Origin of the sequence: Clostridioides sp. ZZV15-6388, from assembly GCF_020657755.1 — a bacterium.
Classification (GTDB): Bacteria; Bacillota; Clostridia; order Peptostreptococcales; family Peptostreptococcaceae; genus Clostridioides.
The window spans coordinates 1-21,851 of the sequence record NZ_JAGWCU010000013.1 but is presented as its reverse complement, the minus strand read 5'-3'; the positions used below and the strand labels follow the sequence as shown (position 1 = coordinate 21,851).

Annotated in this window: 28 protein-coding genes; 27 read left to right on the top strand and 1 reads right to left on the bottom strand. The window is 30.2% G+C overall.

What is annotated here, in order from left to right; translation table 11 throughout:
- The first annotated feature begins 2 nt into the window (after positions 1-2).
- From KGF48_RS09960 to KGF48_RS09835, 26 genes are all read left to right on the top strand, one after another.
- The gene (locus KGF48_RS09960; RefSeq protein WP_227868005.1) at positions 3-1,043 is read left to right on the top strand and encodes an L-threonylcarbamoyladenylate synthase; all 1,041 of its coding nucleotides are present in this window, start codon (positions 3-5) and stop codon (positions 1,041-1,043) included.
- Between the two features lie 16 nt (positions 1,044-1,059).
- On the top strand, positions 1,060-1,509 hold the full coding sequence (locus KGF48_RS09955; RefSeq protein ID WP_227829084.1) for a low molecular weight protein arginine phosphatase: 450 nt from the start codon (positions 1,060-1,062) through the stop codon (positions 1,507-1,509).
- 16 nt (positions 1,510-1,525) lie between these two features.
- A complete protein-coding gene (gene rpiB / locus KGF48_RS09950; protein WP_227839029.1) occupies positions 1,526-1,978 on the top strand; it encodes a ribose 5-phosphate isomerase B in 453 nt (150 codons plus the stop codon).
- 35 nt (positions 1,979-2,013) lie between these two features.
- Positions 2,014-2,643, top strand: coding sequence for a uracil phosphoribosyltransferase (upp, locus tag KGF48_RS09945; RefSeq protein WP_227829082.1), 630 nt, complete (start codon positions 2,014-2,016; stop codon positions 2,641-2,643).
- A gap of 291 nt (positions 2,644-2,934) precedes the next feature.
- Positions 2,935-3,750: a selenium-dependent molybdenum cofactor biosynthesis protein YqeB gene (gene yqeB / locus KGF48_RS09940; protein WP_227839030.1), complete on the top strand. Its 816-nt coding sequence runs from the start codon at positions 2,935-2,937 to the stop codon at positions 3,748-3,750.
- 227 nt (positions 3,751-3,977) lie between these two features.
- The gene (locus tag KGF48_RS09935) at positions 3,978-4,415 is read left to right on the top strand and encodes a deoxycytidylate deaminase (protein ID WP_227829080.1); all 438 of its coding nucleotides are present in this window, start codon (positions 3,978-3,980) and stop codon (positions 4,413-4,415) included.
- A gap of 200 nt (positions 4,416-4,615) precedes the next feature.
- Positions 4,616-4,843 carry an AtpZ/AtpI family protein gene (locus KGF48_RS09930; RefSeq protein WP_227436243.1) on the top strand — a complete coding sequence of 76 codons (228 nt, stop codon included), beginning with the start codon at positions 4,616-4,618 and terminating at the stop codon, positions 4,841-4,843.
- A 4-nt stretch (positions 4,844-4,847) separates the two neighbouring features.
- Positions 4,848-5,234 carry an ATP synthase subunit I gene (locus KGF48_RS09925; protein ID WP_227436241.1) on the top strand — a complete coding sequence of 129 codons (387 nt, stop codon included), beginning with the start codon at positions 4,848-4,850 and terminating at the stop codon, positions 5,232-5,234.
- 2 nt (positions 5,235-5,236) lie between these two features.
- Positions 5,237-5,941, top strand: a complete 705-nt coding sequence (locus KGF48_RS09920; protein ID WP_227436239.1) for a F0F1 ATP synthase subunit A — start codon at positions 5,237-5,239, stop codon at positions 5,939-5,941.
- A 62-nt stretch (positions 5,942-6,003) separates the two neighbouring features.
- Entirely contained in the window at positions 6,004-6,264 is a 261-nt protein-coding gene (atpE, locus tag KGF48_RS09915) for an ATP synthase F0 subunit C (RefSeq protein WP_021386434.1), read from the top strand.
- Between the two features lie 123 nt (positions 6,265-6,387).
- Positions 6,388-6,885 carry a F0F1 ATP synthase subunit B gene (gene atpF / locus KGF48_RS09910; RefSeq protein ID WP_227829079.1) on the top strand — a complete coding sequence of 166 codons (498 nt, stop codon included), beginning with the start codon at positions 6,388-6,390 and terminating at the stop codon, positions 6,883-6,885.
- Positions 6,882-7,427, top strand: coding sequence for a F0F1 ATP synthase subunit delta (locus KGF48_RS09905; RefSeq protein ID WP_227868004.1), 546 nt, complete (start codon positions 6,882-6,884; stop codon positions 7,425-7,427). The genes atpF and KGF48_RS09905 overlap by 4 nt, the downstream gene beginning before the upstream one ends.
- A 16-nt stretch (positions 7,428-7,443) precedes the next feature.
- Positions 7,444-8,946, top strand: a complete 1,503-nt coding sequence (gene atpA / locus KGF48_RS09900) for a F0F1 ATP synthase subunit alpha (RefSeq protein WP_227868003.1) — start codon at positions 7,444-7,446, stop codon at positions 8,944-8,946.
- A 27-nt stretch (positions 8,947-8,973) separates the two neighbouring features.
- Positions 8,974-9,852, top strand: a complete 879-nt coding sequence (atpG, locus tag KGF48_RS09895) for an ATP synthase F1 subunit gamma (RefSeq protein WP_227829076.1) — start codon at positions 8,974-8,976, stop codon at positions 9,850-9,852.
- 12 nt (positions 9,853-9,864) lie between these two features.
- On the top strand, positions 9,865-11,259 hold the full coding sequence (gene atpD / locus KGF48_RS09890) for a F0F1 ATP synthase subunit beta (RefSeq protein ID WP_227436232.1): 1,395 nt from the start codon (positions 9,865-9,867) through the stop codon (positions 11,257-11,259).
- 2 nt (positions 11,260-11,261) lie between these two features.
- On the top strand, positions 11,262-11,522 hold the full coding sequence (atpC, locus tag KGF48_RS09885) for an ATP synthase F1 subunit epsilon (RefSeq protein ID WP_227436229.1): 261 nt from the start codon (positions 11,262-11,264) through the stop codon (positions 11,520-11,522).
- A 474-nt stretch (positions 11,523-11,996) separates the two neighbouring features.
- On the top strand, positions 11,997-12,377 hold the full coding sequence (gene acpS / locus KGF48_RS09880) for a holo-ACP synthase (protein ID WP_227841391.1): 381 nt from the start codon (positions 11,997-11,999) through the stop codon (positions 12,375-12,377).
- A gap of 14 nt (positions 12,378-12,391) precedes the next feature.
- The gene (locus KGF48_RS09875; protein ID WP_227829073.1) at positions 12,392-12,853 is read left to right on the top strand and encodes a CBS domain-containing protein; all 462 of its coding nucleotides are present in this window, start codon (positions 12,392-12,394) and stop codon (positions 12,851-12,853) included.
- A 20-nt stretch (positions 12,854-12,873) separates the two neighbouring features.
- Positions 12,874-13,464: a germination lipoprotein GerS gene (gerS, locus tag KGF48_RS09870; RefSeq protein WP_227436217.1), complete on the top strand. Its 591-nt coding sequence runs from the start codon at positions 12,874-12,876 to the stop codon at positions 13,462-13,464.
- Between the two features lie 14 nt (positions 13,465-13,478).
- Positions 13,479-14,636: an alanine racemase gene (gene alr, locus KGF48_RS09865; protein WP_227841392.1), complete on the top strand. Its 1,158-nt coding sequence runs from the start codon at positions 13,479-13,481 to the stop codon at positions 14,634-14,636.
- 32 nt (positions 14,637-14,668) lie between these two features.
- Complete coding sequence (locus KGF48_RS09860) at positions 14,669-14,956, top strand: antitoxin (protein WP_227436214.1); 288 nt, start codon at positions 14,669-14,671, stop codon at positions 14,954-14,956.
- Positions 14,925-15,308 carry a type II toxin-antitoxin system PemK/MazF family toxin gene (locus KGF48_RS09855; protein ID WP_003421356.1) on the top strand — a complete coding sequence of 128 codons (384 nt, stop codon included), beginning with the start codon at positions 14,925-14,927 and terminating at the stop codon, positions 15,306-15,308. Before KGF48_RS09860 ends, KGF48_RS09855 begins: the two co-directional genes overlap by 32 nt.
- 171 nt (positions 15,309-15,479) lie before the next feature.
- On the top strand, positions 15,480-16,307 hold the full coding sequence (locus KGF48_RS09850) for a transketolase (protein ID WP_227841393.1): 828 nt from the start codon (positions 15,480-15,482) through the stop codon (positions 16,305-16,307).
- Positions 16,300-17,241, top strand: a complete 942-nt coding sequence (locus tag KGF48_RS09845; RefSeq protein ID WP_227868002.1) for a transketolase family protein — start codon at positions 16,300-16,302, stop codon at positions 17,239-17,241. Before KGF48_RS09850 ends, KGF48_RS09845 begins: the two co-directional genes overlap by 8 nt.
- 426 nt (positions 17,242-17,667) lie before the next feature.
- Positions 17,668-18,762, top strand: a complete 1,095-nt coding sequence (locus KGF48_RS09840; protein ID WP_227829068.1) for a hypothetical protein — start codon at positions 17,668-17,670, stop codon at positions 18,760-18,762.
- A 212-nt stretch (positions 18,763-18,974) separates the two neighbouring features.
- The gene (locus tag KGF48_RS09835; RefSeq protein WP_255611832.1) at positions 18,975-19,391 is read left to right on the top strand and encodes a hypothetical protein; all 417 of its coding nucleotides are present in this window, start codon (positions 18,975-18,977) and stop codon (positions 19,389-19,391) included.
- 180 nt (positions 19,392-19,571) lie between these two features.
- Here KGF48_RS09835 and KGF48_RS09830 read toward each other — a convergent pair whose 3' ends face one another.
- Positions 19,572-20,141 carry a 5-formyltetrahydrofolate cyclo-ligase gene (locus KGF48_RS09830; RefSeq protein WP_227841456.1) on the bottom strand — a complete coding sequence of 190 codons (570 nt, stop codon included), beginning with the start codon at positions 20,139-20,141 and terminating at the stop codon, positions 19,572-19,574.
- Between the two features lie 154 nt (positions 20,142-20,295).
- Here KGF48_RS09830 and KGF48_RS09825 point away from each other — a divergent pair, with 154 nt between their 5' ends.
- On the top strand, positions 20,296-21,453 hold the full coding sequence (locus tag KGF48_RS09825; RefSeq protein WP_227868001.1) for a S41 family peptidase: 1,158 nt from the start codon (positions 20,296-20,298) through the stop codon (positions 21,451-21,453).
- The last annotated feature ends 398 nt before the right edge of the window (positions 21,454-21,851 follow it).

Sequence of the window (21,851 nt, the reverse complement as noted above, 5' to 3'; positions counted from 1 at the left end):
AGATGAAGACTATTATAAGTAATATTGATATAAATAATATTGATTATGAGGAAATAAAAATACAAGCAAAACTTCTTAGAGAAGGTAAAACGGTTATTTTTCCAACTGAGACAGTATATGGATTAGGTGCAAATGCATTAGATGAAAATGCAGTAAAGAAGATTTATGAAGCTAAAGGAAGACCTAGTGATAATCCACTTATAGTCCATATTTATGAAAAAGAAGAAGTTTGTGATTTAGCTAAAGATATAAGTAATAAAGCTAAGCTTGTTATGGAAAAGCTTTGGCCAGGGCCTATAACCATAATACTAAATAAAAAAAATATAATTCCATATAGAACTAGTGGAGGGCTTGATACAGTTGCAATAAGAATGCCTTCTCATATTATTGCCAGGGCAATAATAAAAGAAGCAGGTGTACCTATTGCAGCTCCTTCTGCAAATATATCAGGGAGACCATCTCCAACAAAAGCGAAACATGTATATGAAGAAATGAATGGAAGAGTTGATGGAATAGTTTTAGGAGGAGATAGTAACTTTGGATTGGAATCGACTGTATTAGACCTTACAGGTGAGATTCCTATGATATTAAGACCTGGAAGTATAACTAAAGAAGTTTTAGAAGAACTTCTTGGCGAAGTAAGGCTTGACCCATCATTAAGTAAAAAAGAAGATAATCAAAAAGCCAAGGCTCCAGGAATGAAATACAAGCATTATTCACCAAATGCAGATGTATATATTATATCTGGAAAAAGAGAAAGTGTAGCAACAAAGATTAATGATATGATAAAATCTAATAAAGAAAAAGGTCTAAAAACAGGTGTAATGTGTATTAGTAGAAATAAAGAGTTTTATAATGGAGAAGTAATAGATTTGGGAAGTACTCTTGAGGAAGTAGCAAGTAATTTGTTTGATGCTCTAATAGAAATGGATAAAAAAGGTATAGATGTCATATATTCAGAGGAATTTCCTAAGAGTGGTGTTGGACAAGCAATTATGAATAGATTACTTAAGTCAGCAGGATATAAAGTAATAAAAGCTTAAAAGGGAGTTGTGAAATATGAATATACTTATTGTATGCACAGGAAATACTTGTAGAAGTCCCATGGCTGAAGTTATATTAAAGAAAGTTATTGAAGAGTCTGGAAAAAATATTGAAGAATATTGTATATCTTCAGCAGGTATATCTACAGTGAATGGTATGGATGCTTCTAAAAACTCTATAGAAGCTTTAAAAGAACTTGGAATAGATTTATCAAAGCATAAAAGTAGAGTAATCACTAAAGATTTAATAGATAAATCAGATATTATACTAACAATGACTAAATCTCATAAAGAAATTTTAGTCCAAGCAGTTCCAAAATGCAAAGAAAAAGTGTATACTTTTAAAGGGTTCGCAAATCAGGATGAGTCAGATATATCTGACCCATTTGGTGGAAGTTTGGATACTTATAGAGATACTATGAAAGAAATAATATATTCTGTCAACAAAATAGTAAAAAATATATAAAATGGAGGATAAAGAAATGAAAATAGGATTAGGCTGTGACCATGGAGGATATAATTTAAAAAAAGAGATAATAAACTATTTAGAAGGAAAAGGTATTGAATGTGTAGATTATGGAACTAATAATGCTACAGATTCTGTTGATTATCCTGCTTATGGAGAAATAGTTGCAAATGCAGTTATAGATAAAGAGGTAGATTATGGAATATTATGCTGTGGTACAGGGATAGGTATATCTCTAGCTGCCAATAAAGTTCCTGGAATAAGATGTGCAGTTGTGTCAGATGTATTTTCTGCAAAAATGTCAAAAGCACATAATGACGCAAATATGTTGTCATTAGGTGAAAGAGTTTTAGGTAAAGGTTTAGCACTTGAAATAGTTGAGGCTTGGATTAGCACAGATTTTGAAGGTGATAGACATGCTAGAAGAGTAAATATGATTAAAGCAATAGAAGAAAAACATAATAAATAATAAAAATTACAGTTTTATCAGGAGGAATTATCAAAATGAGTAAAGTGGTAGAGACAAACCATCCATTAATACAACATAAATTAACTTTAATGAGAGATAAAAATACTGGTTCTAAGGATTTCAGAGAACTTTTAACTGAAATTGCAATGTTAATGGGATACGAAATAACAAAAGATATACCATTAAAAGATATAGAAATAGAGACGCCTATTCAAAAAACATCATCTAAAGTTGTTGCAGGTAAAAAATTAGCTATAATTCCAATTTTAAGAGCAGGGCTTGGAATGGTAGATGGATTAGTAAGTTTAATGCCAGCAGCAAAAGTTGGTCATGTAGGATTATATAGAGACCCAGAAACATTAAAACCAGTTGAATATTATTGTAAACTTCCTCAAGACATAGGAGAAAGAGATATAATAGTAGTTGACCCTATGCTTGCTACAGGAGGTTCTGCTGTTGCGGCAATAGATTTACTTAAATCTAAAGGAGCTAAAAGTATAAAATTAGCTAATTTAGTAGCTGCTCCAGAAGGAATACAAGAAGTACAAAAATATCATGATGATGTTGATATATATGTTGCATCAATTGATGAAAAATTAAATGAACATGGATATATAATTCCTGGGCTTGGTGATGCTGGAGACAGATTATTTGGAACTAAATAAAAATTAATAACTATAAATATTTATTGGGAACTTTCTTATATAGTAAAAATTATTTAATATAAGGAAGTTCCTTTTTATATGTATTTTCTCAGAATAAGAATTCTTGAATTGATAAATTTCTCGAATTGAGAATAAAAAGCTTTTACCAATTAAAAAAGAATGGCTATTTTACACGAGTTTATAACTTATTAATAATTTAAAATATGGCATGTTAGTTGCTTACGATTAAATTGATATGTATTAATTGAGTTTAAATTAAAATATTAATGATATTATTGGGAGTGATAATACATGACAAATTGTATAGTAGTAAGAGGAGCTGGAGATTTAGCAACAGCAGTTATATATAAATTACATAATAGTGGTTTTAAAGTGGTTGCATTAGAAATAGAGGAGCCTTTAGCTATACGAAGACAGGTTTCTTTTTGTGAGGCTGTCTATGAAAAAGAAGTTACTATTGAAGGTATAGAGTGTAAACTTTGTAAAAACGAAGACGAAATCGAAAAAACGTTATCTCAAGGTAAAGTAGCACTTATTGTAGACCCAAAAGGGGAAAAATTATCTAAGATAAATCCAGTTGTTTTGATTGACGGAATATTAGCCAAAAAAAATTTGGGTACAACTAAAGATATGGCTCCACTTACAATAGCTTTGGGACCTGGATTTTGTGCAGGAAAAGATGTTGATGTGGTCATAGAGACAATGAGAGGTCATAATCTAGGAAGAATAATAACTAGTGGTAGAGCTGAAAAAAATACAGGAATACCAGGTGCAATAAAAGGGATTTCCAAAGAAAGAGTAATGCACTCAGAACATAGTGGAATAATGGAAAATGTATGTAAGATAGGCGATATAGTTGAAAAGGGTGATTTACTTTGTTATATTAATGATTATGGAAAAAAATATGAAGTTAGAGCAACAATATCTGGAGTTCTTAGAGGATTACTAAAAGATGGAGCGAAAGTAAATAAAAATTTAAAAATATTAGACATAGACCCTAGAAAAGAGGAAGTTAAGAATGCTTTTACGATATCAGATAAAGCTAGATGTATAGCTGGAGGGGTTTTAGAAGCCATATTAAAAAATGGAATCTATCCAATAAATTAATTTATAATAAATAAGACTATTAATATTTCATTAAGGTGATATAATAAATTTAATAGATTAAGGAGAGCATATAACGGGTATTTAAAATTTAAATGGTAAAAATGCTCTTTTTTTATTGGACATTCAATTGACATGTGTATATAATATAAAAATAAGTATTTATTTAGGAAGAAATCTAATAAATATATATGAGACCAGTACATAAACAAAGAGGAGAAAAGTAAATTATGAGACCATCATGGGATGAATACTTTATGGAAATTGCAGAAGTGGTAAAAAAGCGTTCAACTTGTATTAGGAGACAAGTCGGAGCTGTTATTGTAAGAGATAAACAAATTCTAACAACTGGATATAATGGTTCCCCAAGAAATCTTGAACATTGTGAAAATATTGGATGTAAAAGACAGGAACTAAATATTCCTTCAGGAGAAAGACATGAACTGTGTAGGGCATTGCATGCTGAGCAAAATGCTATAATACAAGCAGCTCATAATGGTATTAGTGTAGCTGGAGCAACTTTATATGTTACTACAAGACCTTGTGTTTTGTGTGCAAAAATGTGCATAAATGCAGGCATATTGAAAATTGTTTATGAAGGTGATTATCCAGATGATATGTCTACAGAATTGTTAAAAGAAGCAGGAATAGAACTTATAAAATTCTAGTAGATAAATTTTTTAGTGAATAATTTTAGGGTGACAATAAATGATAAAATTTGACACTGAAATACATGCTCATGAAATGATTAAAAGAAAGTGTTTGAAAAATAATCAGATTAGTAGTAAGATATATTTTATAATTAAATAAATTTATTATATAGATTAATTACATGTTATTTATTTTGTAATAATGAGGGATACTATTTATGAGTAAAAAAAATACACATATGGAAATTGCAAAGCTGTTTAGTTTAATAAGTCAAATAGGATTGATGATTGTAATATCAATATTAGGATGTACTTTCTTAGGAAAATTTTTAGATAGTAAATTAAATACAAGTCCAGTTCTAACAATAATATTTTTACTGTTAGGGGTTGGAGGTGCTTTTAGTGGTGTTTATAAAACTCTAATAGTATATACACGAAGGAAGTGATATATTGGATATAAAATTACTTAACCAAGTAAGGTCAGTAACAAAGGGTATAGTAATATTTGATGTAATTTTAATTGTGCTAATGTTGATAACATCAACATTAAGTAAGCCAGTATTTTTAGGACTTATATTTGGCTCTATAATAGCTATGTTAAATTTTAGATTATTAGCAATATCACTAGAAAAAACAGTGTCATTGCCAGCTGGAAAAGCACAAGCTTATGCATCAGCACAATATACCATTAGGCTATTTATAATGGCAGTTGTTCTATTTGCTTCAGCTAAGGTTCCACATTTAAATATAATCGGAACAGCACTAGGATTATTGAGTACAAAGTTTGTCATATTATCAAAAAACTTTATAAATAAATTAAAGAGGAAGGAGGCGTAAGTATGAGTCAAGCGCATTATTATCTCATAGGAAACTTTAAAATTAGTGAAACAATACTAGTGAGTTGGGGAATAATGGCCTTTTTAGCGATAGCATCTTATTTTTTAACTAGAAATTTGAAAAAAGTTCCAACTAGTAAAGTTCAAATATTTTTGGAATTTGCAATAGGTGGTCTTGCTAAAATGGTTACAAATGTTATGGGTAAAAACACAGTAAAAAGAATGCCATATATGATACCATACATAGGAAGTTTGTTTTTATTTTTCGCGTGCTCAAATTTAAGCCCATTACTTGGATTAAGATCACCAACAACTGACCTAGATACAACTGCTGCATGGGCAATGATTACATTTTTTATGATTTATTTTGCAGGAGTTAAATTTAAAGGAGTATCATACTTTAAAGAATTGGCTCAACCACTTGCCATAATGTTACCAATTAATATTATAGGTGAGTTAGCTAGACCAATATCATTAAGTTTCCGTCCATTTGGAAATATTTTAGGTGGAACAATTATAATGGGTCTATTTTATCAACTTTTAGGTTTTATATCTAGTCTAATACCAGGATTATCAATACCGATTGGACAGATATTAATACCAGTTCCATTACACTTGTACTTCGATTTATTTGCAGGATTGTTACAAGCATATATATTCATAATGCTAACAATGGTGTTTATATCAAGTGCAGGGGAATTAGATTAAGAAATCAACTTATATTAAGATAAAAAATAAAAAACAATTTAAATTTTAAGGAGGAAATAATTATGGAAACAGCAATAGTAGCGGCAGCATCAGCAATAGGAGCAGGAATAGCAGTTGCAACAGGTATAGGTGCAGGAATTGGTCAAGGTGTAGCAGCAGGTAAGGCAGCAGAAGCAGTAGGAAATCAACCAGAAGCTAAAGGTGATATAACTTCAACTTTATTACTAGGTGTTGCTATAGCAGAGTCTTCAGCAATATATGGCTTGGTTGTATCAATAATACTTCTATTCGTAAATCCATTCTTCAAATACTTAGGAATGTAGATTTAGTCCTTAAATATTTTGAGATAGGTTTTATAGATAAATCATCTCAAACTTATAATCATGAGATGAATTTTATCATCTCGTGATTATAAGTAGTTATGATTTATGGAAAGGAGGATAATTATGGAAAAAGCACTAGTAGGTATAACATGGGAATTTGTATTCCAAATTGTTAATACTTTTATAATATTTTTACTTCTAAGAAAGCTTTTATTTAAGCCAGTTTTAAATATAATCCAATCAAGAGAAAATGATATTAAAAATGACTTAGCAGAAGGCGAAAAAGCAAAAACTGAAGGATTGGCGCTAAAAAAAGAATATGAGTCAAAAATCAATTTTGCTAAAGATGAAGGTCAAGAAATCATAAAACAAGCAACTATAAGAGCAGAGAAAAAATCAGATGACATAATAAGTACTGCAAAACAAGATGCTCTTGATATAAAAGATAAAGCAAGCAAAGATATAGAACAAGAAAAACAAAAGGTTATGAATGAAATTAAAAGTGATATATCAAATATAGCACTACTTGCGGCATCTAAAGTTATTGAAAAAGATTTAGATAAATCTAAACATGAAGAATTGATAGAAAACTTTATAAAAGAGGTAGGGGAGGCTAAATGATAAACGTAGTAGCAAATAGATATGCCGAAGCCCTATTTCAATTAGGAGAAGAAGAAAATTCAACTGATATATTATTTAAAGAATTAGAAAAAGTAGTAGATATGATGACTAAAGTTAGCAAAGATTTCTACAAAGTTTTAAAATCACCATTAGTTTCAAAATCAGAAAAGAAAAACTTGGTAGAAATCATTTTTGATAAGGAAGTAAGTTCTAACATAAAAAACTTCTTAAAAGTTTTAGTAGATAAAGACAGAATAGCGTTTTTGGAAGACATAGAGTTAGCTTATAAAGACTTATTAAATAAGAAAAATAATATAACTGATGGTGTTGCAATAAGTGCGATTCCAATGAGTGAAACAGATATTAAAGAACTTGAAATTAAACTTTCAAACAAATACAACAAAAATGTTACTATAGAAAATGTAGTTGACAAGACTATACTAGGGGGAGTTCTAGTTAGAATTGGAAATGAGCAAATAGATGGCACTGTAAAAACTCGTCTAGATAAGATGAAAGAAAAGCTATCTGAAGTAATATCTTAAGAATGGCGGTGAACCCATGAACTTAAAACCTGAAGAAATAAGTTCTATAATTAAACAGCAAATAAAGAATTATGAGAATAAAGTTGAATTGACAGATACAGGTAGTGTTTTAACAGTTGGGGATGGTATAGCTAGTGTATATGGATTAGAAAAAGCTATGTCTGGTGAGTTACTAGAGTTCCCAGGTGAAGTATATGGTATGGCACTTAACTTAGAAGAAGAAGTAGTTGGAGCTGTTATACTTGGAGATGACAGTGGAATAAAAGAAGGCGATATAGTTAAGAGAACTGGAAGAATAGTTGAAGTTCCAGTTGGAGAAGCTTTAATAGGTAGAGTTGTAAACTCTCTAGGTCAGCCAATAGATGGAAAAGGACCTGTAGCTTGTACAAAAACTAGACCAGTTGAATCTGAAGCACCTGGTATAATAGATAGAAGATCTGTTTATGAGCCATTACAAACAGGTATAAAATCAATAGATTCAATGATACCAATTGGTAGAGGTCAGAGAGAGTTAATAATAGGTGACAGACAAACTGGTAAAACATCTATAGTTGTTGACACTATATTAAATCAAAAAGGAAAAGATGTTATCTGTATATATGTAGCAATTGGGCAAAAACGTTCTACTATAGCTCAATTAGTTAGTTCATTAGAAAAAGGTGGAGCTTTAGACTATACAATAATAGTTTCAGCAACAGCATCTGAATCAGCACCACTTCAATATATAGCACCATACGCTGGAGCAGCTATGGGTGAAGAGTTTATGTACAATGGAAAACATGTGCTTATAGTATATGATGATTTAAGTAAACAAGCCGTTGCATATAGAGAAATGTCATTATTACTTAGAAGACCACCAGGACGTGAGGCATATCCTGGAGATGTATTCTACTTACATTCAAGATTACTTGAAAGAGCAGCTAAGTTATCTGATGAATTAGGAGGAGGCTCAATGACTGCCTTACCTATAATAGAAACTCAAGCTGGAGACGTTTCTGCGTATATACCAACAAATGTTATATCTATAACAGATGGTCAAATATACTTACAACCAGAATTATTCTATTCAGGTGTAAGACCAGCAGTTGACCCTGGTATATCAGTATCAAGGGTTGGTGGTTCTGCGCAAATTAAGGCAATGAAAAAAGTTGCAGGTACATTAAAACTTGCATATTCACAATATAGAGAGCTTGCAGCATTCTCACAATTTGGTTCTGACTTAGATGAAGATACTAAAAAGAGACTTGCTCAAGGTGAAAGAATCGTTGAGATACTAAAACAAGGTGAGCATCAACCAATAAAAGTTGAAAATCAAGTTATGATAATATATGCTGTTATAAATAATCATTTGGAAGATATTCCAATAGATAATATAGCTAGATTTGAATCAGAATTGTATGCATTTGTAGATAATAATTATCCAGAAATATCAAGAAAAATATTAGATGGAGAAGACTTCACTCATGATTTAACAGATGCAATAAATGAATTTAAAGAAAAGTTTGTTGTTGAAGTATAATCCTTTTTAAAAAAGGAGGTAAATTAATTGGCAGGAGCTGGAATTAAAGCGATTAAAACACGTATGGGTAGTGTTGAAAGTACAAAACAAATAACTAAAGCAATGGAACTTGTTGCATCTTCTAAGCTTAGAAAAGCAAAAGAAAAAGCTGAAGATTCAAGGGAATACTTTAATACTTTGTACGATACAGTAAAGGATATTGCCCAAACAACACGTGGAGTTAGAAATGAATTTTTAAAAGTAAGAGAAGTAAAAAATAAATGCTATATAGTAGTAGCTGGAGATAGAGGTCTTGCAGGTGGATACAATTCCAATGTATTAAAGGAATCTGTATCTCACATGGAAGGAAAAAAAGAAACAGTTATCACAGTAGGAAAGAAGGCTCACGAGTTTTTTTCTAAGAGAAATTACAATATAGCAAAAGATATAAATAGTGTTGAAGCTTGTGGATATGAAGAAGCGATAGAAATTTCACAAACTGTTATTGACCTGTATAAAAAAGGTGAAGTAGATGAAGTTTATATAGCTTATACAAAATTTAAATCAGCTTTATTACAAGAAGTTGAAGTTTTAAAATTGCTTCCATTGGTGTTTGAAAAAGATACAGATGACCAAGCCATTGTAATAAAAGAAGAAAAACAAAATAAATCGAAAGTACAATATATACCATCAGCAGAAGCCGTCTTAAGTTATATTGTGCCTCAGTTTGTATCAGGTACAATATATGGTGGGATTTTAGAATCTTTTGCATCAGAGCAAGGAGCTAGAAGAACTGCGATGGAATCAGCCACAGATAATGCGAATGAAATGCTATCTAATTTAGAGTTAAGTTATAACAGAGCAAGACAGTCAGCTGTAACTCAAGAAATAACAGAGATAGTTGGTGGAGTTGAAGCTCTAAAATAGGGAGGTTAGGAAATGGCAAATGTAGGTGAAATAGTACAGATTGTAGGAGCTGTACTAGATGTTAAGTTTGATAATGAACAAAGCCTACCTAACTTATTAAATGCGTTAGTAATAAAGTTAGGAGATAAAGAAATAGTTGCAGAAGTTGCTCAACATATAGGTGATGATACAGTAAGATGTATCTCTATGAGTGCAACAGATGGACTTGTAAGAGGTATGGAAGTTGTAGATACAGGAGGACCAATAAGTGTTCCTGTTGGAGATGAAACTCTAGGTAGAATATTCAATGTTCTTGGAAAACCAGTTGATGGAAAGCCAGCTCCAAAGTCTGCGCCTAAGTTACCTATACATAGACCAGCACCAGCATATGACGAACTAGAAACTACAGCTGAAATACTAGAAACAGGTATTAAGGTAGTTGACTTGCTAGCACCATATCTAAAAGGTGGAAAAATAGGTCTATTTGGAGGAGCAGGAGTAGGAAAAACAGTTTTAATACAAGAACTTATAAACAATATTGCCAAGCAACATGGTGGTATTTCTGTATTCTCAGGTGTAGGAGAAAGAACAAGAGAAGGTAATGACCTTTATGGAGAAATGAGTGAGTCTGGAGTTATAAACAAGACAGCTCTAGTATTTGGTCAGATGAACGAGCCACCTGGAGCAAGAATGAGAGTTGCTTTAACTGGACTTACAATGGCAGAACATTTTAGAGATGAGCAAGGACAAGACGTTTTACTTTTCGTTGATAATATATTCCGTTTCACACAAGCTGGTTCAGAAGTTTCAGCACTTCTAGGACGTATGCCATCAGCCGTTGGTTACCAACCAACATTAGCTACTGAAATGGGTGCACTTCAAGAGAGAATAACATCAACTAAGAAAGGTTCAATAACATCTGTTCAAGCAGTATATGTACCAGCAGATGACTTAACTGACCCAGCACCAGCTACAACATTCTCTCACTTAGATGCAAAAACAGTTTTATCTAGACAAATATCATCACTTGGTATATACCCAGCGGTTGACCCTCTTGAATCTACATCAAGAATTCTTGACCCTAGTATAGTAGGAAAAGAACATTATGAAGTAGCCAGAGGAGTTCAATCAATACTTCAAAGATATAAAGAACTACAAGATATAATTGCCATACTTGGTATGGATGAATTATCTGATGAAGATAAGTTAATAGTTGCACGTGCTAGAAAAATACAAAGATTCTTATCTCAATCGTTTACAGTTGCAGAGCAATTTACAGGAAACCCAGGTCAATATGTTCCTGTTAAAGAAACTGTAAGAGGATTCAAAGAGATACTTGAAGGTAAACATGATGACTTACCAGAGTCAGCATTCCTGTTTGTAGGTACAATAGAAGATGCTGTTAAAAAAGCGAAGGGAAGTATGTAGTCATGGCTAGTGAATTTTCATTGAAAGTTGTAACTCCAAATGATACGTTTTATGATGGAGAAGTTGAAATGATAGTAGTTAGAACTACAAAGGGAGACAAAGGGGTATTGAAAGGTCATATACCGTTTGTTTCAGGCATACCTGTAGGAACTTTGAAGATAAAAAAAGATGGAAATTTTAAAGAAGCAAAAATATCAGAAGGATTTGTTAATGTAGACCAAAATAAAACTGTCATATTGACAGAATCTGCTGAATGGATTTAATAATTTAATATAAAACATGAAAAGTCATTTTTACTAAAATTATTTTTGGTCAAAATGACTTTTTTTATAATTTTGGTGTTAATAAAATAACAAAAAATAGAGTATAAAATATAGTGGAAGTGTAGTGACAGTAAATTCACAAAGTGTTTGAATTTACTGCAAAATTATGTTGCAATTAATAAGATAAAGAAGGTTTAGATAGATTATATAGAAGTGAAAAAATATTCATATAAGAAATCTATATAAAATTTTTATAAAATTTAAAAAATTTGCTTAGTTGTGTAGTATAATAAATAATATAATAGATTTACATAGATTATTTATTATAAATAATTTTAAAAGTTACAATTTTATTATAATGATTATTAAATTGGGATAAGTAACATAAACTAAACAATAATAGGTATTATCAATAGTAAATTTATAAATTCATTATTAAATGAAAAGAGCTATTATAAATTTTCTGGAGGAAAAATGGATATATTTGATATTGGAGTAGACATAGTTGAAATTGACAGAATAAAAAAAGCTGTAGAAAAAAATAATCGGTTTTTAAAGAAAATATTTACAGATAAAGAAATTGAATATTTTAATTCTAAAAATTTTAAGGCAGAAAGTATAGCTGGTAATTTTGCAGCTAAGGAAGCTATAAGTAAATCTATGGGTACAGGAATCAGAATGTTTAACTTTAAAGATATAGAGGTTATCAGAAATGAAATGGGAAAACCAATAGTAAAAACTTATAATAATCTGGCAAAAATGTGCATAGATTATAATGTTTTAGAAATAAAAGTTTCAATATCACATTCAAAAGATTATGCTATAGCAAATGCGATAACTATAATTAAGGACTAAGGAGTGATTACATTATGATGGATAAAACAGCAAAAGAAATAATGACAACAGATGTAATAGTAGCAAAACAAGATGATAGTATAGCAGATGTAGCTAATATGCTAATTGCGGAGAAAATAGGAGGATTGCCAGTTGTAGATTCAGAAAATAAAGTTGTTGGAATAATTTCTGAAACAGACATTCTTAAAAAAGAAAAATATATAGAAGCACCTCTATATATAAATTTATTACAAGGGCTGATTTTTTTAGATGATTTAAAAAAGGTAGAAAAAGACATAAAGCAAGTAGCAGCTTATAAAGTCGGAGAATTGATGTCTAAGGACATAATAAAAGTTCATGAAGATGATAAGTTTGACGATGTGGCTAATATAATGATTAAAAAATCAATAAACAGAGTTCCTGTAGTAGATGATGACAATAAACTTAAAGGTATAATTTGTAGATATGATATAATAAAAGCTTTATATAATGAATAGACTAAAGTAGGAGGTGTGATGTGAGAAAAAAGTGGACTATAGTATGTATTATGTTCTTGGCACTGGTTATAATTGTAATAGGATGCCAAAAACGACAGTCCACAAAAGAAGAAGTATACAAAGATTTTCAAAAGCAGATTTCTGATATGAATTCTTACAGTTGTAAAGCTGAAGTAGAAGTAGTTGGAAATAAGAGCCCACACAATTATGTTTTAATTCATACTTATAAAAAAACTGATAACTATAAATTAGAAGTAATTTCCCCAAAACACTTAAAGGGGAAAAGTATAGAGTATCAAGGTGATAAAATATTAGTTAAAAATCCAAATATCAGTGATATAGTGGAATTGCCTAATACAGGAAAAAATAATCAATATCTTTTTATAGGAGACTTTATAAAAAATTATCTTCAAAACGAAGAGATGAAAATAAAGTTATCCAAAGGAAACTTGGTTTTGGAGACTTTTATTCCTGGGGATAATAAATATTTTAATAAGCAAGTATTATATGTAAATGCTGACACAAAGAACCCTGAAAAGATGGAAGTATTAGATAATGAAGGAGTGCCAAGATTTACAGTAAAATACAGAGATTTTGAATACAGAAACTAAGGGGGACTAAAGAAATGCAAAAAATAACAGTGCCTACATGGGCAGAGATAAATCTAGATAACTTAAGATTTAACTTAAAAAATATTAAAAATTTATTAGAAGAAGATATTAAAGTTTGTGGAGTAATAAAAGCTGATGCATATGGACATGGTGCAGTAGAAGTTGCAAAATTATTACAAAAGGAAAAAGTAGATTATTTAGCAGTAGCAAGAACTGCTGAAGGAATTGAGCTTAGACAAAATGGTATAACACTTCCTATTTTGAACTTAGGATATACTCCAGATGAAGCTTTTGAAGATTCTATAAAAAATAAAATAACTATGACAGTTTATTCTTTAGAAACAGCACAAAAGATAAACGAAATTGCAAAATCTTTAGGAGAAAAAGCCTGTGTTCATATTAAAATAGACTCAGGAATGACTAGAATAGGTTTCCAACCTAATGAAGAGTCAGTACAGGATATAGTAAAATTAAATAAATTAGAATATATAAATTTAGAAGGTATGTTTACTCATTTTGCTACAGCTGATGAAGTAAGTAAAGAGTACACTTATAAACAAGCTAATAATTATAAATTTATGTCTGATAAGTTAGATGAAGCTGGTGTAGAAATAGCTATAAAGCATGTATCAAATAGTGCAGCTATTATGGATTGCCCTGATTTAAGATTAAATATGGTAAGAGCAGGAATAATATTATATGGTCATTATCCATCTGATGATGTATTTAAAGAAAGACTAGAACTAAAACCAGCCATGAAATTAAAATCAAAAATCGGACATATAAAACAAGTTGAACCAGGTGTAGGAATAAGTTATGGACTAAAATATACAACTACTAGTATGGAAACAATAGCTACAATTCCAATAGGATATGCGGATGGATTCACTAGAATTCAAAAGAATCCAAAAGTTCTTATTAAAGGAGAAGTATTTGATGTGGTTGGTAGAATTTGTATGGATCAAATAATGGTTAGAATTGACAAAGATATAGACATAAAAGTTGGAGATGAGGTTATACTATTTGGAGAAGGTGAAGTTACAGCTGAACGTATAGCCAAAGACTTAGGAACTATAAACTATGAAGTGTTATGCATGATATCAAGAAGAGTTGACCGTGTTTATATGGAAAATAATGAGCTTGTACAAATAAACAGTTATTTGCTAAAATAAAACCATGATATTATAATCTGGGAGGCGATTTTGTGTACGATAAGAGTAAAGAAAAAATAGAAGTTACTTTACCAGACTCTCTGATTTCTGAAGTTGATAGTATTGTTCAGATGGAGAACAGTAACAGAGAAGATTTTGCAAAAGCTGCTTTTCAGTTCTATATAACTCAGAAAAAGAGAATTCATATTAAAGAATCTATGAAAACGGGTTATAGAGAAATGGGTCAAATTAATCTGTCATTAGCTGAACTAGGCATGACAGTTGACGAAGTATCTTCTGATGATAAAAATGAAGGGAAGATTGCCCAAGGTGAGTACTAATTGTGAAATAAAGCGTGGTGATTTATATTACGCTGATTTAAGTCCAGTTGTTGGTTCAGAACAGGGAGGAGTTAGGCCTGTTCTGATAATACAAAATGATGTAGGTAATAAATATAGTCCTACAGTTATAGTATCAGCTATAACATCTCAGATTAATAAAGCCAAATTACCTACTCATGTAGAGATAAGTTCCAATGAATATGGTCTTAATAAAGACTCAGTGATTCTTTTAGAACAAATCAGAACTATTGATAAAAAGAGACTGAGGGAAAAAATTGGTTGTCTAGATGAAAATATGATGATAAAAGTAGATGATGGGCTTCAAATAAGTTTAGGATTGTTTACTTTTTAAAGAGGGGTTTGTCTTTTGTTAGACAATCCCTTTTTTCTTTAAAAATATTTCATAGAGTTTAATTTTAGTGGCCTAAGCTAATAAAATCAAAAATAACGCAAAAAAATAGCATAAAAGTGATATAATAAGATGGAATTGATATAAAATTACAAACTCAAGGGAGGTAATTACATGAGAGACCATAAGGGATTAAATGAGATTGCGCGTATCATAAGAAGAGATATAGTCTCTATGATACATAGAGCCAAATCTGGACATCCAGGAGGGTCATTATCAGTAGTTGAAATACTTACTGCGTTATACTTTGATGAAATGAATGTGGATTCTTCAAAACCTAAAATGGAGGATAGAGATAGATTTGTATTATCAAAAGGACATGCTGCACCAGCATTATATGCAACATTGGCTGAAAAAGGTTATTTTGATAAGGAAGAATTAAATGGACTGAGGAAAATAGGAAGAATGTTACAAGGACATCCAGATATGAAAGGAACACCTGGCGTGGAGATATCCACAGGTTCTTTAGGGCAAGGTTTTTCGGCTGCATGTGGGATGGCTATGGCATCAAAATTAGATAATGCACCATGGAATGTATACACTTTACTTGGTGATGGAGAAGTTCAAGAAGGTATAGTTTGGGAAGCTGCTATGAGTGCTGCACATTATAAGCTTGATAATTTAATTGCTTTTTTAGACAATAATGGACTTCAGATAGATGGAAACATAGAAAGTGTAATGAACTTAGGTTCAATCGTTGATAAATTTAAGGCTTTTGGATGGAATGTAATTGAAATAGATGGTCATGATTTTGACCAAATATTTGCTGCTCTTGATATAGCTAAATCAACAGTTAAAAAGCCTACAATGATAATTGCAAAGACTATAAAAGGTAAAGGAATATCTTTTATGGAAAATCAAGCAGGATGGCATGGGACAGCTCCAAATGATGCAGAACTAGAACAAGCCTTACTTGAATTAGGAGGTGCTGACAATGAATAAAATGGCAACAAGAGAAGCATATGGTAAAGCTTTAGTAAAATTAGGTCAAATAAATGACAATGTTGTAGTATTAGATGCAGATTTATCAAAGTCTACAAAGACACATGATTTTTATGAAGCATTTCCAGATAGATTTTTTAATATGGGTATAGCCGAACAAAATCTAATAGGTGCTGCTTGCGGATTATCAACTGCTGGAAAAATACCTTTTGCTAGTACTTTTGCTATGTTCGCTACAGGGAGAGCCTTTGAGATTATAAGAAATTCAGTTTGTTATCCAAAGTTAAATGTAAAAATTTGTGCTACTCATGCAGGACTTACTGTTGGAGAAGATGGAGCATCTCATGAAAGTGTAGAGGATATTGCAATAATGAGAGCTATACCAAATATGACAGTTCTTGTTCCAGCTGATGGAGTAGAGACAGAGAAGATGATTTTTGAAATAGCTAAATACAATGGACCTGTTTATGTTAGATTAGGAAGAAGTTCAGTTCCAGTTTTATTTGATGAGGATTATCATTTTGAAATAGGAAAAGGTGTAGTACTAAGAGATGGCAATGATGTCACAATTATAGCTTGTGGGATTATGGTGAATGATGCTATAATGGCACAAGAAAAATTGCAAGAAGAAGGCATTAGTGCCAGAGTCATAAATATGTCCACAATAAAACCTATAGATAAGGATTTAATATTAAAAGCAGCAAAAGAAACTAATACTATTGTAACTGTAGAAGAACATAGTATAATTGGAGGTTTAGGTTCTGCTGTGAGTGAGACAGTTGGAGAATCTTATCCAACTATTGTAAAAAAAGTTGGGATTAAAGATTCATTTGGAGAATCTGGTGCTCCAAATGAATTGTTAAAAAAATATGAATTAACTTGTGATGATATAGTAAAAGCTGTAAAAGAAGCTATTCTTGCAAAAAGAATGTAAGAAATATAAATTATGCATGTTTGTTAATAATATAATATGTGTATAAGAGAGATATAAAGCATTATATGAATTTATATCTCTCTTTTTTATACACTATATCAATTTATCAAAAACCTAACCAAATATTCAAATTTTTACAAAAATAGAGAAAATATTCAAATATATATTGACTATTCAGAAAAATATGACTAATATATAGTTTATAGGGAAATTAATTTTATACATATAATAACTACTTAAACAAAAATAATTTAAAGAATTGTATGAAGGGAGGTATACTGTATAAAAAGTATATTATAAGTTTTAAGTTATTATACAAAAAGTTTTAAAACAGTTATCATGGATTTTATGTTAAAGGAAATTGTAAGTAGTTTATCGAAGTAATTAAGCAGATGAAAAAATTTCACGTGGGGAGGTAACTGAGATATGTCAGAAAAAGTAAATGTTAAAACAGTCATCAGTTTCGCAGGAGCTTATGTAGCAACAGTAATCGGTTCTGGATTTGCAACAGGACAAGAAATAATGCAATTCTTCACTTTTTATGGGTTTGCAGGTATTATTGGTGGGATAATTTCAATGGTATTATTCTCATGGATGGGTGCTTCAGTAATGTCAAAAGGTAAAGAACTTCAACTTAAGGAACCTATCAAAATTTATCGTGTTTATTGTGGTAAGTATTTAGGAATATTCTTTGAGTGGTTTGGACCTTTATTCTTATTTGGTGTTTTCGTAGTAATGATTTCAGGAGCGGGAGCAACTTTAACTGAATACTATGGATTAAATCCATTTGTAGGTAGAATAGGTATGGCAGTAGTAGCATTATTAACTGTTTCATTAGGTCTTGATAAATTATCAAAGATACTAGGTGGAATAGGACCTGTAATAATAATATTTACACTTTTAGTTGGAGCTATAAGTTTAAGCAGTAATATAGGTAATTTATCTCAAGCAGGAGAGATTCTTAAAACTGTAGAGGTATCTAGACCAGTTCCAAACGCATATCTATCTGGTGTAATATACACTACTTATAATACAATCGTTGTCATGGCGTTCTTAACAGGATTAGGAGCAAGTGCTGCTAATAAAAAAGAAGCTGTTTGCGGTGGTATACTAGGTGGGGTAGCACTTATGGCAGCAGCTATAATGATGAACTTAGCAATGCTTTCTGATGTAGGAAACTTATATTCAAAAGCAATACCTTCATTATTCTTAGCTGATAAGATTTCACCAGTAGTTGGAGTTTTATTCTCAGTAGTTCTTATATTAGGAATATATACAACAGCTGTACCTTTATTATGGTCAGTAACTAATAGATTTGTAGATGATAATCATCCTAAATTTAAATTAATAACAGTAATAACAGCTATATTAGGTCTTATAGGTGGATTCTTACCATTTGATAAGCTGGTTGGTATCTTATATCCATATACCGGATATATGGGCGTCATAATACTGGTTTGTGTTCTTTATAGACAGATTACAAAAACATCTGGCTATCAAGAAGGAGTTAATGGTAAATAAATAATTTAGAACTGTAAAATAGAGAGTTATATAAAAACAATTAAATTGTTTTTATATAACTCTTTTTTATTTTATAATTTATTTGTCATAAAATCCTTTTTTTATTATTTCATATTTAAGGGTAACTATAATAAACACTTTATTATTGATAATTTAAAGTCTAAGACAAAATTATGAATCATATATTTAAATAGATGGAAGGAGTGATAAAATTGGATGTAAAGTTTAATATTAAAGGTATAATTTATGGAGTTATAGCTCTTATATTTGTGATAGGAGGGTTTATATTCATACCAAGTATGTTTATAGAAAAAACTAAGCCAATAGATTATACAGTATTGCAAAGGAATTCAATACCAGAAAAGATACTAGATGTTATGGACAAATACACAAATGAAGAAAGGGCATTAGCAGCTAAAATTGATAATAAAATATACATCATAGTAACTAGGGGAAATAATAAATATGGTATTGAGATGGATAACATAGAAAGTGTAAGTGAAGAAGGAAAAGAAGTTTTGAGAGTTAAGATAAAGTATAAGGATAAGGAGGATTCTCTTCCATACATAGTGGTTGAAACAAATATAAGTGAACTTCCAGATAGAATAGAATTGAATTCTACTAAATAAATATATATTTTGTAATTAGATAACTATTTATTTGTATAGTAAAATAAAGTCATGGTTTTTATTAATGTAAATAAATCATGTCGAGGCTTTATTGATGTAAAAGCCATGACTTAAAATATTCATTGAATAATATAAAAATTAAATATTAAACAGAGTGTTATATTAATAGTATTGAGAGTGTTAATTATTTGGTGTAAGAATTCTGGTTTCAGTAACTATATAGTTTAATTGTGCATCATGAGTTTCTTTTGGAATAGAATCAAATACCTGAAAGTCAAATGCTATTCCTATAGTTATTGCGTCTTTTCTTAAGTTCTCTAAAAATCTATCATAAAATCCTCCACCATATCCTAATCTATAGCAATGTATGTCATATGCAACAGCTGGAACAATTACAACATCTAAAGATTTAATATCAATTGTAGGTGATTTTTCGTTAGGTTCCCTTATTCCATATGCACCAATTTTTAGTCCATTATCTAAATCTGTTATTTGAGTAGGAATTAATGTATGATTTTCTTTTATTGTAATAGGGCTTGAGACTATTTTCTTTAGAGATAAAAGCTTTTTGATTAAATTATCTGTGTTAACTTCATTATTAAAATCTAGATAAAGCATTATATTAGTTGCGTTTTTTATATCCTCCACTTGAAGTAATTTTTCTGTTATCAAATTTGAATTATTTAGTACAAACTCAGCACTTTTATTTTTTCTATGTTCAATAACTTTTTTTCTAAATTCTTTTTTCATAAAATATTTCTCCTTTAATATGTTATAATGTGAACAGAATTTGTATTCTAATATAAATTTTAGTATAGTTTATTGTAATAAGGCAATATATTTGGGTAAATGTAATAAAAATAACAGCTAGTCATATAATATATAATAGTTTATGTAAAAGGAGATGTATCTTGTGATTTCAAAAAAGAAAGCTATTTTTTTAGGGATGATTTTAGTAATTATAACAGCTATGGCCACATCAGCGTTTCAACTTACATTAGGGAACAAAGTTGTAGTATCAAAAGAACTCTATGAAGGCTATAAAAAATATGATAAGTTGTTAGGATTAGAATCTATTATAAAACAAGATTTTTATAAAAAAGTCTCTGATAAAGATTTAGTGGATGGAGCATCAAAGGGGTTATTTCTAGGAACAAATGACAAATATTCTGGTTATTACACTAAAGATGAAATGGAAAAGCTAATAGAAGATAGTGAGGGCTCTTATGTTGGTGTAGGAATGTATATAGGAGCATCAAAAGATGGAGGACTAGTAGTAGTTCCTATGAAAGATTCTCCAGCAGAAAAAGCAGGAGTAAAAGCAGGAGATAAATTAATAAAAGTCAACGGAAAATCTGTATCATATAAAAATTCGGATGAAGCTGTGAGTATGATGAAAGGTAAAAAAGGTAAAAAAGTAGAGCTAGTAGTATTGAGAGAAGATAAACAACTAAGCTTTGAGTTGAAAACAGAACAGATAGTTGAGAAAAGTATAGAAAGTAAAGTAATTGATAATGATTTAGGATATATAGAAATTACCCAATTTATATCAAGTACATATACTGATTTTGACAAAGCTTTAAAAGGATTGAAAGAAAAAAATATTAAGGGATTAGTAATAGACCTTAGAAACAATCCTGGAGGTATGTTGGATATATGTAAAGAAGTTGCTGATGAATTAATTGGTGAAGGAACTATAGTATATACTAAAGACAATAAAGGAAATACAGAATACTTAAAATCTGATAAAGAAAAATTGGGACTTCCAATAGTAGTTTTAACCAATGGAGAAAGTGCTTCTGCTGCTGAGATATTAACAGCTGCAATTGTTGATAATAAAGAAGGTATTTCTGTAGGGACTACGACTTATGGTAAAGGGCTGGTACAGTCAGTTGTAAGGTTGAAAGATGGAACAGGATATAAATTAACTACTGCTCAATACTTTACACCTAATGGAGATTATATCAATGAAAAAGGGATAAAACCTACAATTGAAGAAAAAGATGAGAAAAAACAATTGGATGTAGCAACTGAATGGCTTAGAGAGCAGATTAATAAATAGAATTTAAAGTTTGTAGATGTAATAGAAAATAAAAAAATTGTTATAAGTAAAAATATAGAGTGGATAAAACTAACTTTTGGTATTGTTTCAACATTTTACTATATAGTTTTATTGTTAAAAGTTTTAACTTAGCTTTTAAAATATGGGTAATTAAACATTTTAAAATACATGTAAAAATATTACTGGAAATTTAGCAGTCCAGTAATATTTTTTTGATTTAAGGAATATTAATATTAATAATTCTATTTTCTAATACTATACCTACTCTTATGTGAACTACCATCCACTTAACTACCTACGGTAATGTTTGAAGTGGTGGCTTCTTGGTCAAGATAACTATTGTTATCAGTATCTCCAAGCTATTAGGCTAGTTCCTAACCCTTATGATTACCATTTAT

Bases quoted from the DNA above. Each gene is read 5' to 3' on its own strand.
- KGF48_RS09960 (WP_227868005.1), top strand. From the start codon at position 3: ATGAAGACTATTATAAGTAATATTGATATAAATAATATTGATTATGAG.
- KGF48_RS09955 (WP_227829084.1), top strand. From the start codon at position 1,060: ATGAATATACTTATTGTATGCACAGGAAATACTTGTAGAAGTCCCATG.
- rpiB (WP_227839029.1), top strand. From the start codon at position 1,526: ATGAAAATAGGATTAGGCTGTGACCATGGAGGATATAATTTAAAAAAA.
- upp (WP_227829082.1), top strand. From the start codon at position 2,014: ATGAGTAAAGTGGTAGAGACAAACCATCCATTAATACAACATAAATTA.
- yqeB (WP_227839030.1), top strand. From the start codon at position 2,935: ATGACAAATTGTATAGTAGTAAGAGGAGCTGGAGATTTAGCAACAGCA.
- KGF48_RS09935 (WP_227829080.1), top strand. From the start codon at position 3,978: ATGAGACCATCATGGGATGAATACTTTATGGAAATTGCAGAAGTGGTA.
- KGF48_RS09930 (WP_227436243.1), top strand. From the start codon at position 4,616: ATGAGTAAAAAAAATACACATATGGAAATTGCAAAGCTGTTTAGTTTA.
- KGF48_RS09920 (WP_227436239.1), top strand. From the start codon at position 5,237: ATGAGTCAAGCGCATTATTATCTCATAGGAAACTTTAAAATTAGTGAA.
- atpE (WP_021386434.1), top strand. From the start codon at position 6,004: ATGGAAACAGCAATAGTAGCGGCAGCATCAGCAATAGGAGCAGGAATA.
- atpF (WP_227829079.1), top strand. From the start codon at position 6,388: ATGGAAAAAGCACTAGTAGGTATAACATGGGAATTTGTATTCCAAATT.
- KGF48_RS09905 (WP_227868004.1), top strand. From the start codon at position 6,882: ATGATAAACGTAGTAGCAAATAGATATGCCGAAGCCCTATTTCAATTA.
- atpA (WP_227868003.1), top strand. From the start codon at position 7,444: ATGAACTTAAAACCTGAAGAAATAAGTTCTATAATTAAACAGCAAATA.
- atpD (WP_227436232.1), top strand. From the start codon at position 9,865: ATGGCAAATGTAGGTGAAATAGTACAGATTGTAGGAGCTGTACTAGAT.
- atpC (WP_227436229.1), top strand. From the start codon at position 11,262: ATGGCTAGTGAATTTTCATTGAAAGTTGTAACTCCAAATGATACGTTT.
- acpS (WP_227841391.1), top strand. From the start codon at position 11,997: ATGGATATATTTGATATTGGAGTAGACATAGTTGAAATTGACAGAATA.
- KGF48_RS09875 (WP_227829073.1), top strand. From the start codon at position 12,392: ATGATGGATAAAACAGCAAAAGAAATAATGACAACAGATGTAATAGTA.
- alr (WP_227841392.1), top strand. From the start codon at position 13,479: ATGCAAAAAATAACAGTGCCTACATGGGCAGAGATAAATCTAGATAAC.
- KGF48_RS09855 (WP_003421356.1), top strand. From the start codon at position 14,925: ATGAAGGGAAGATTGCCCAAGGTGAGTACTAATTGTGAAATAAAGCGT.
- KGF48_RS09850 (WP_227841393.1), top strand. From the start codon at position 15,480: ATGAGAGACCATAAGGGATTAAATGAGATTGCGCGTATCATAAGAAGA.
- KGF48_RS09845 (WP_227868002.1), top strand. From the start codon at position 16,300: ATGAATAAAATGGCAACAAGAGAAGCATATGGTAAAGCTTTAGTAAAA.
- KGF48_RS09840 (WP_227829068.1), top strand. From the start codon at position 17,668: ATGTCAGAAAAAGTAAATGTTAAAACAGTCATCAGTTTCGCAGGAGCT.
- KGF48_RS09830 (WP_227841456.1), bottom strand. From the start codon at position 20,141: ATGAAAAAAGAATTTAGAAAAAAAGTTATTGAACATAGAAAAAATAAA.
- KGF48_RS09825 (WP_227868001.1), top strand. From the start codon at position 20,296: ATGTATCTTGTGATTTCAAAAAAGAAAGCTATTTTTTTAGGGATGATT.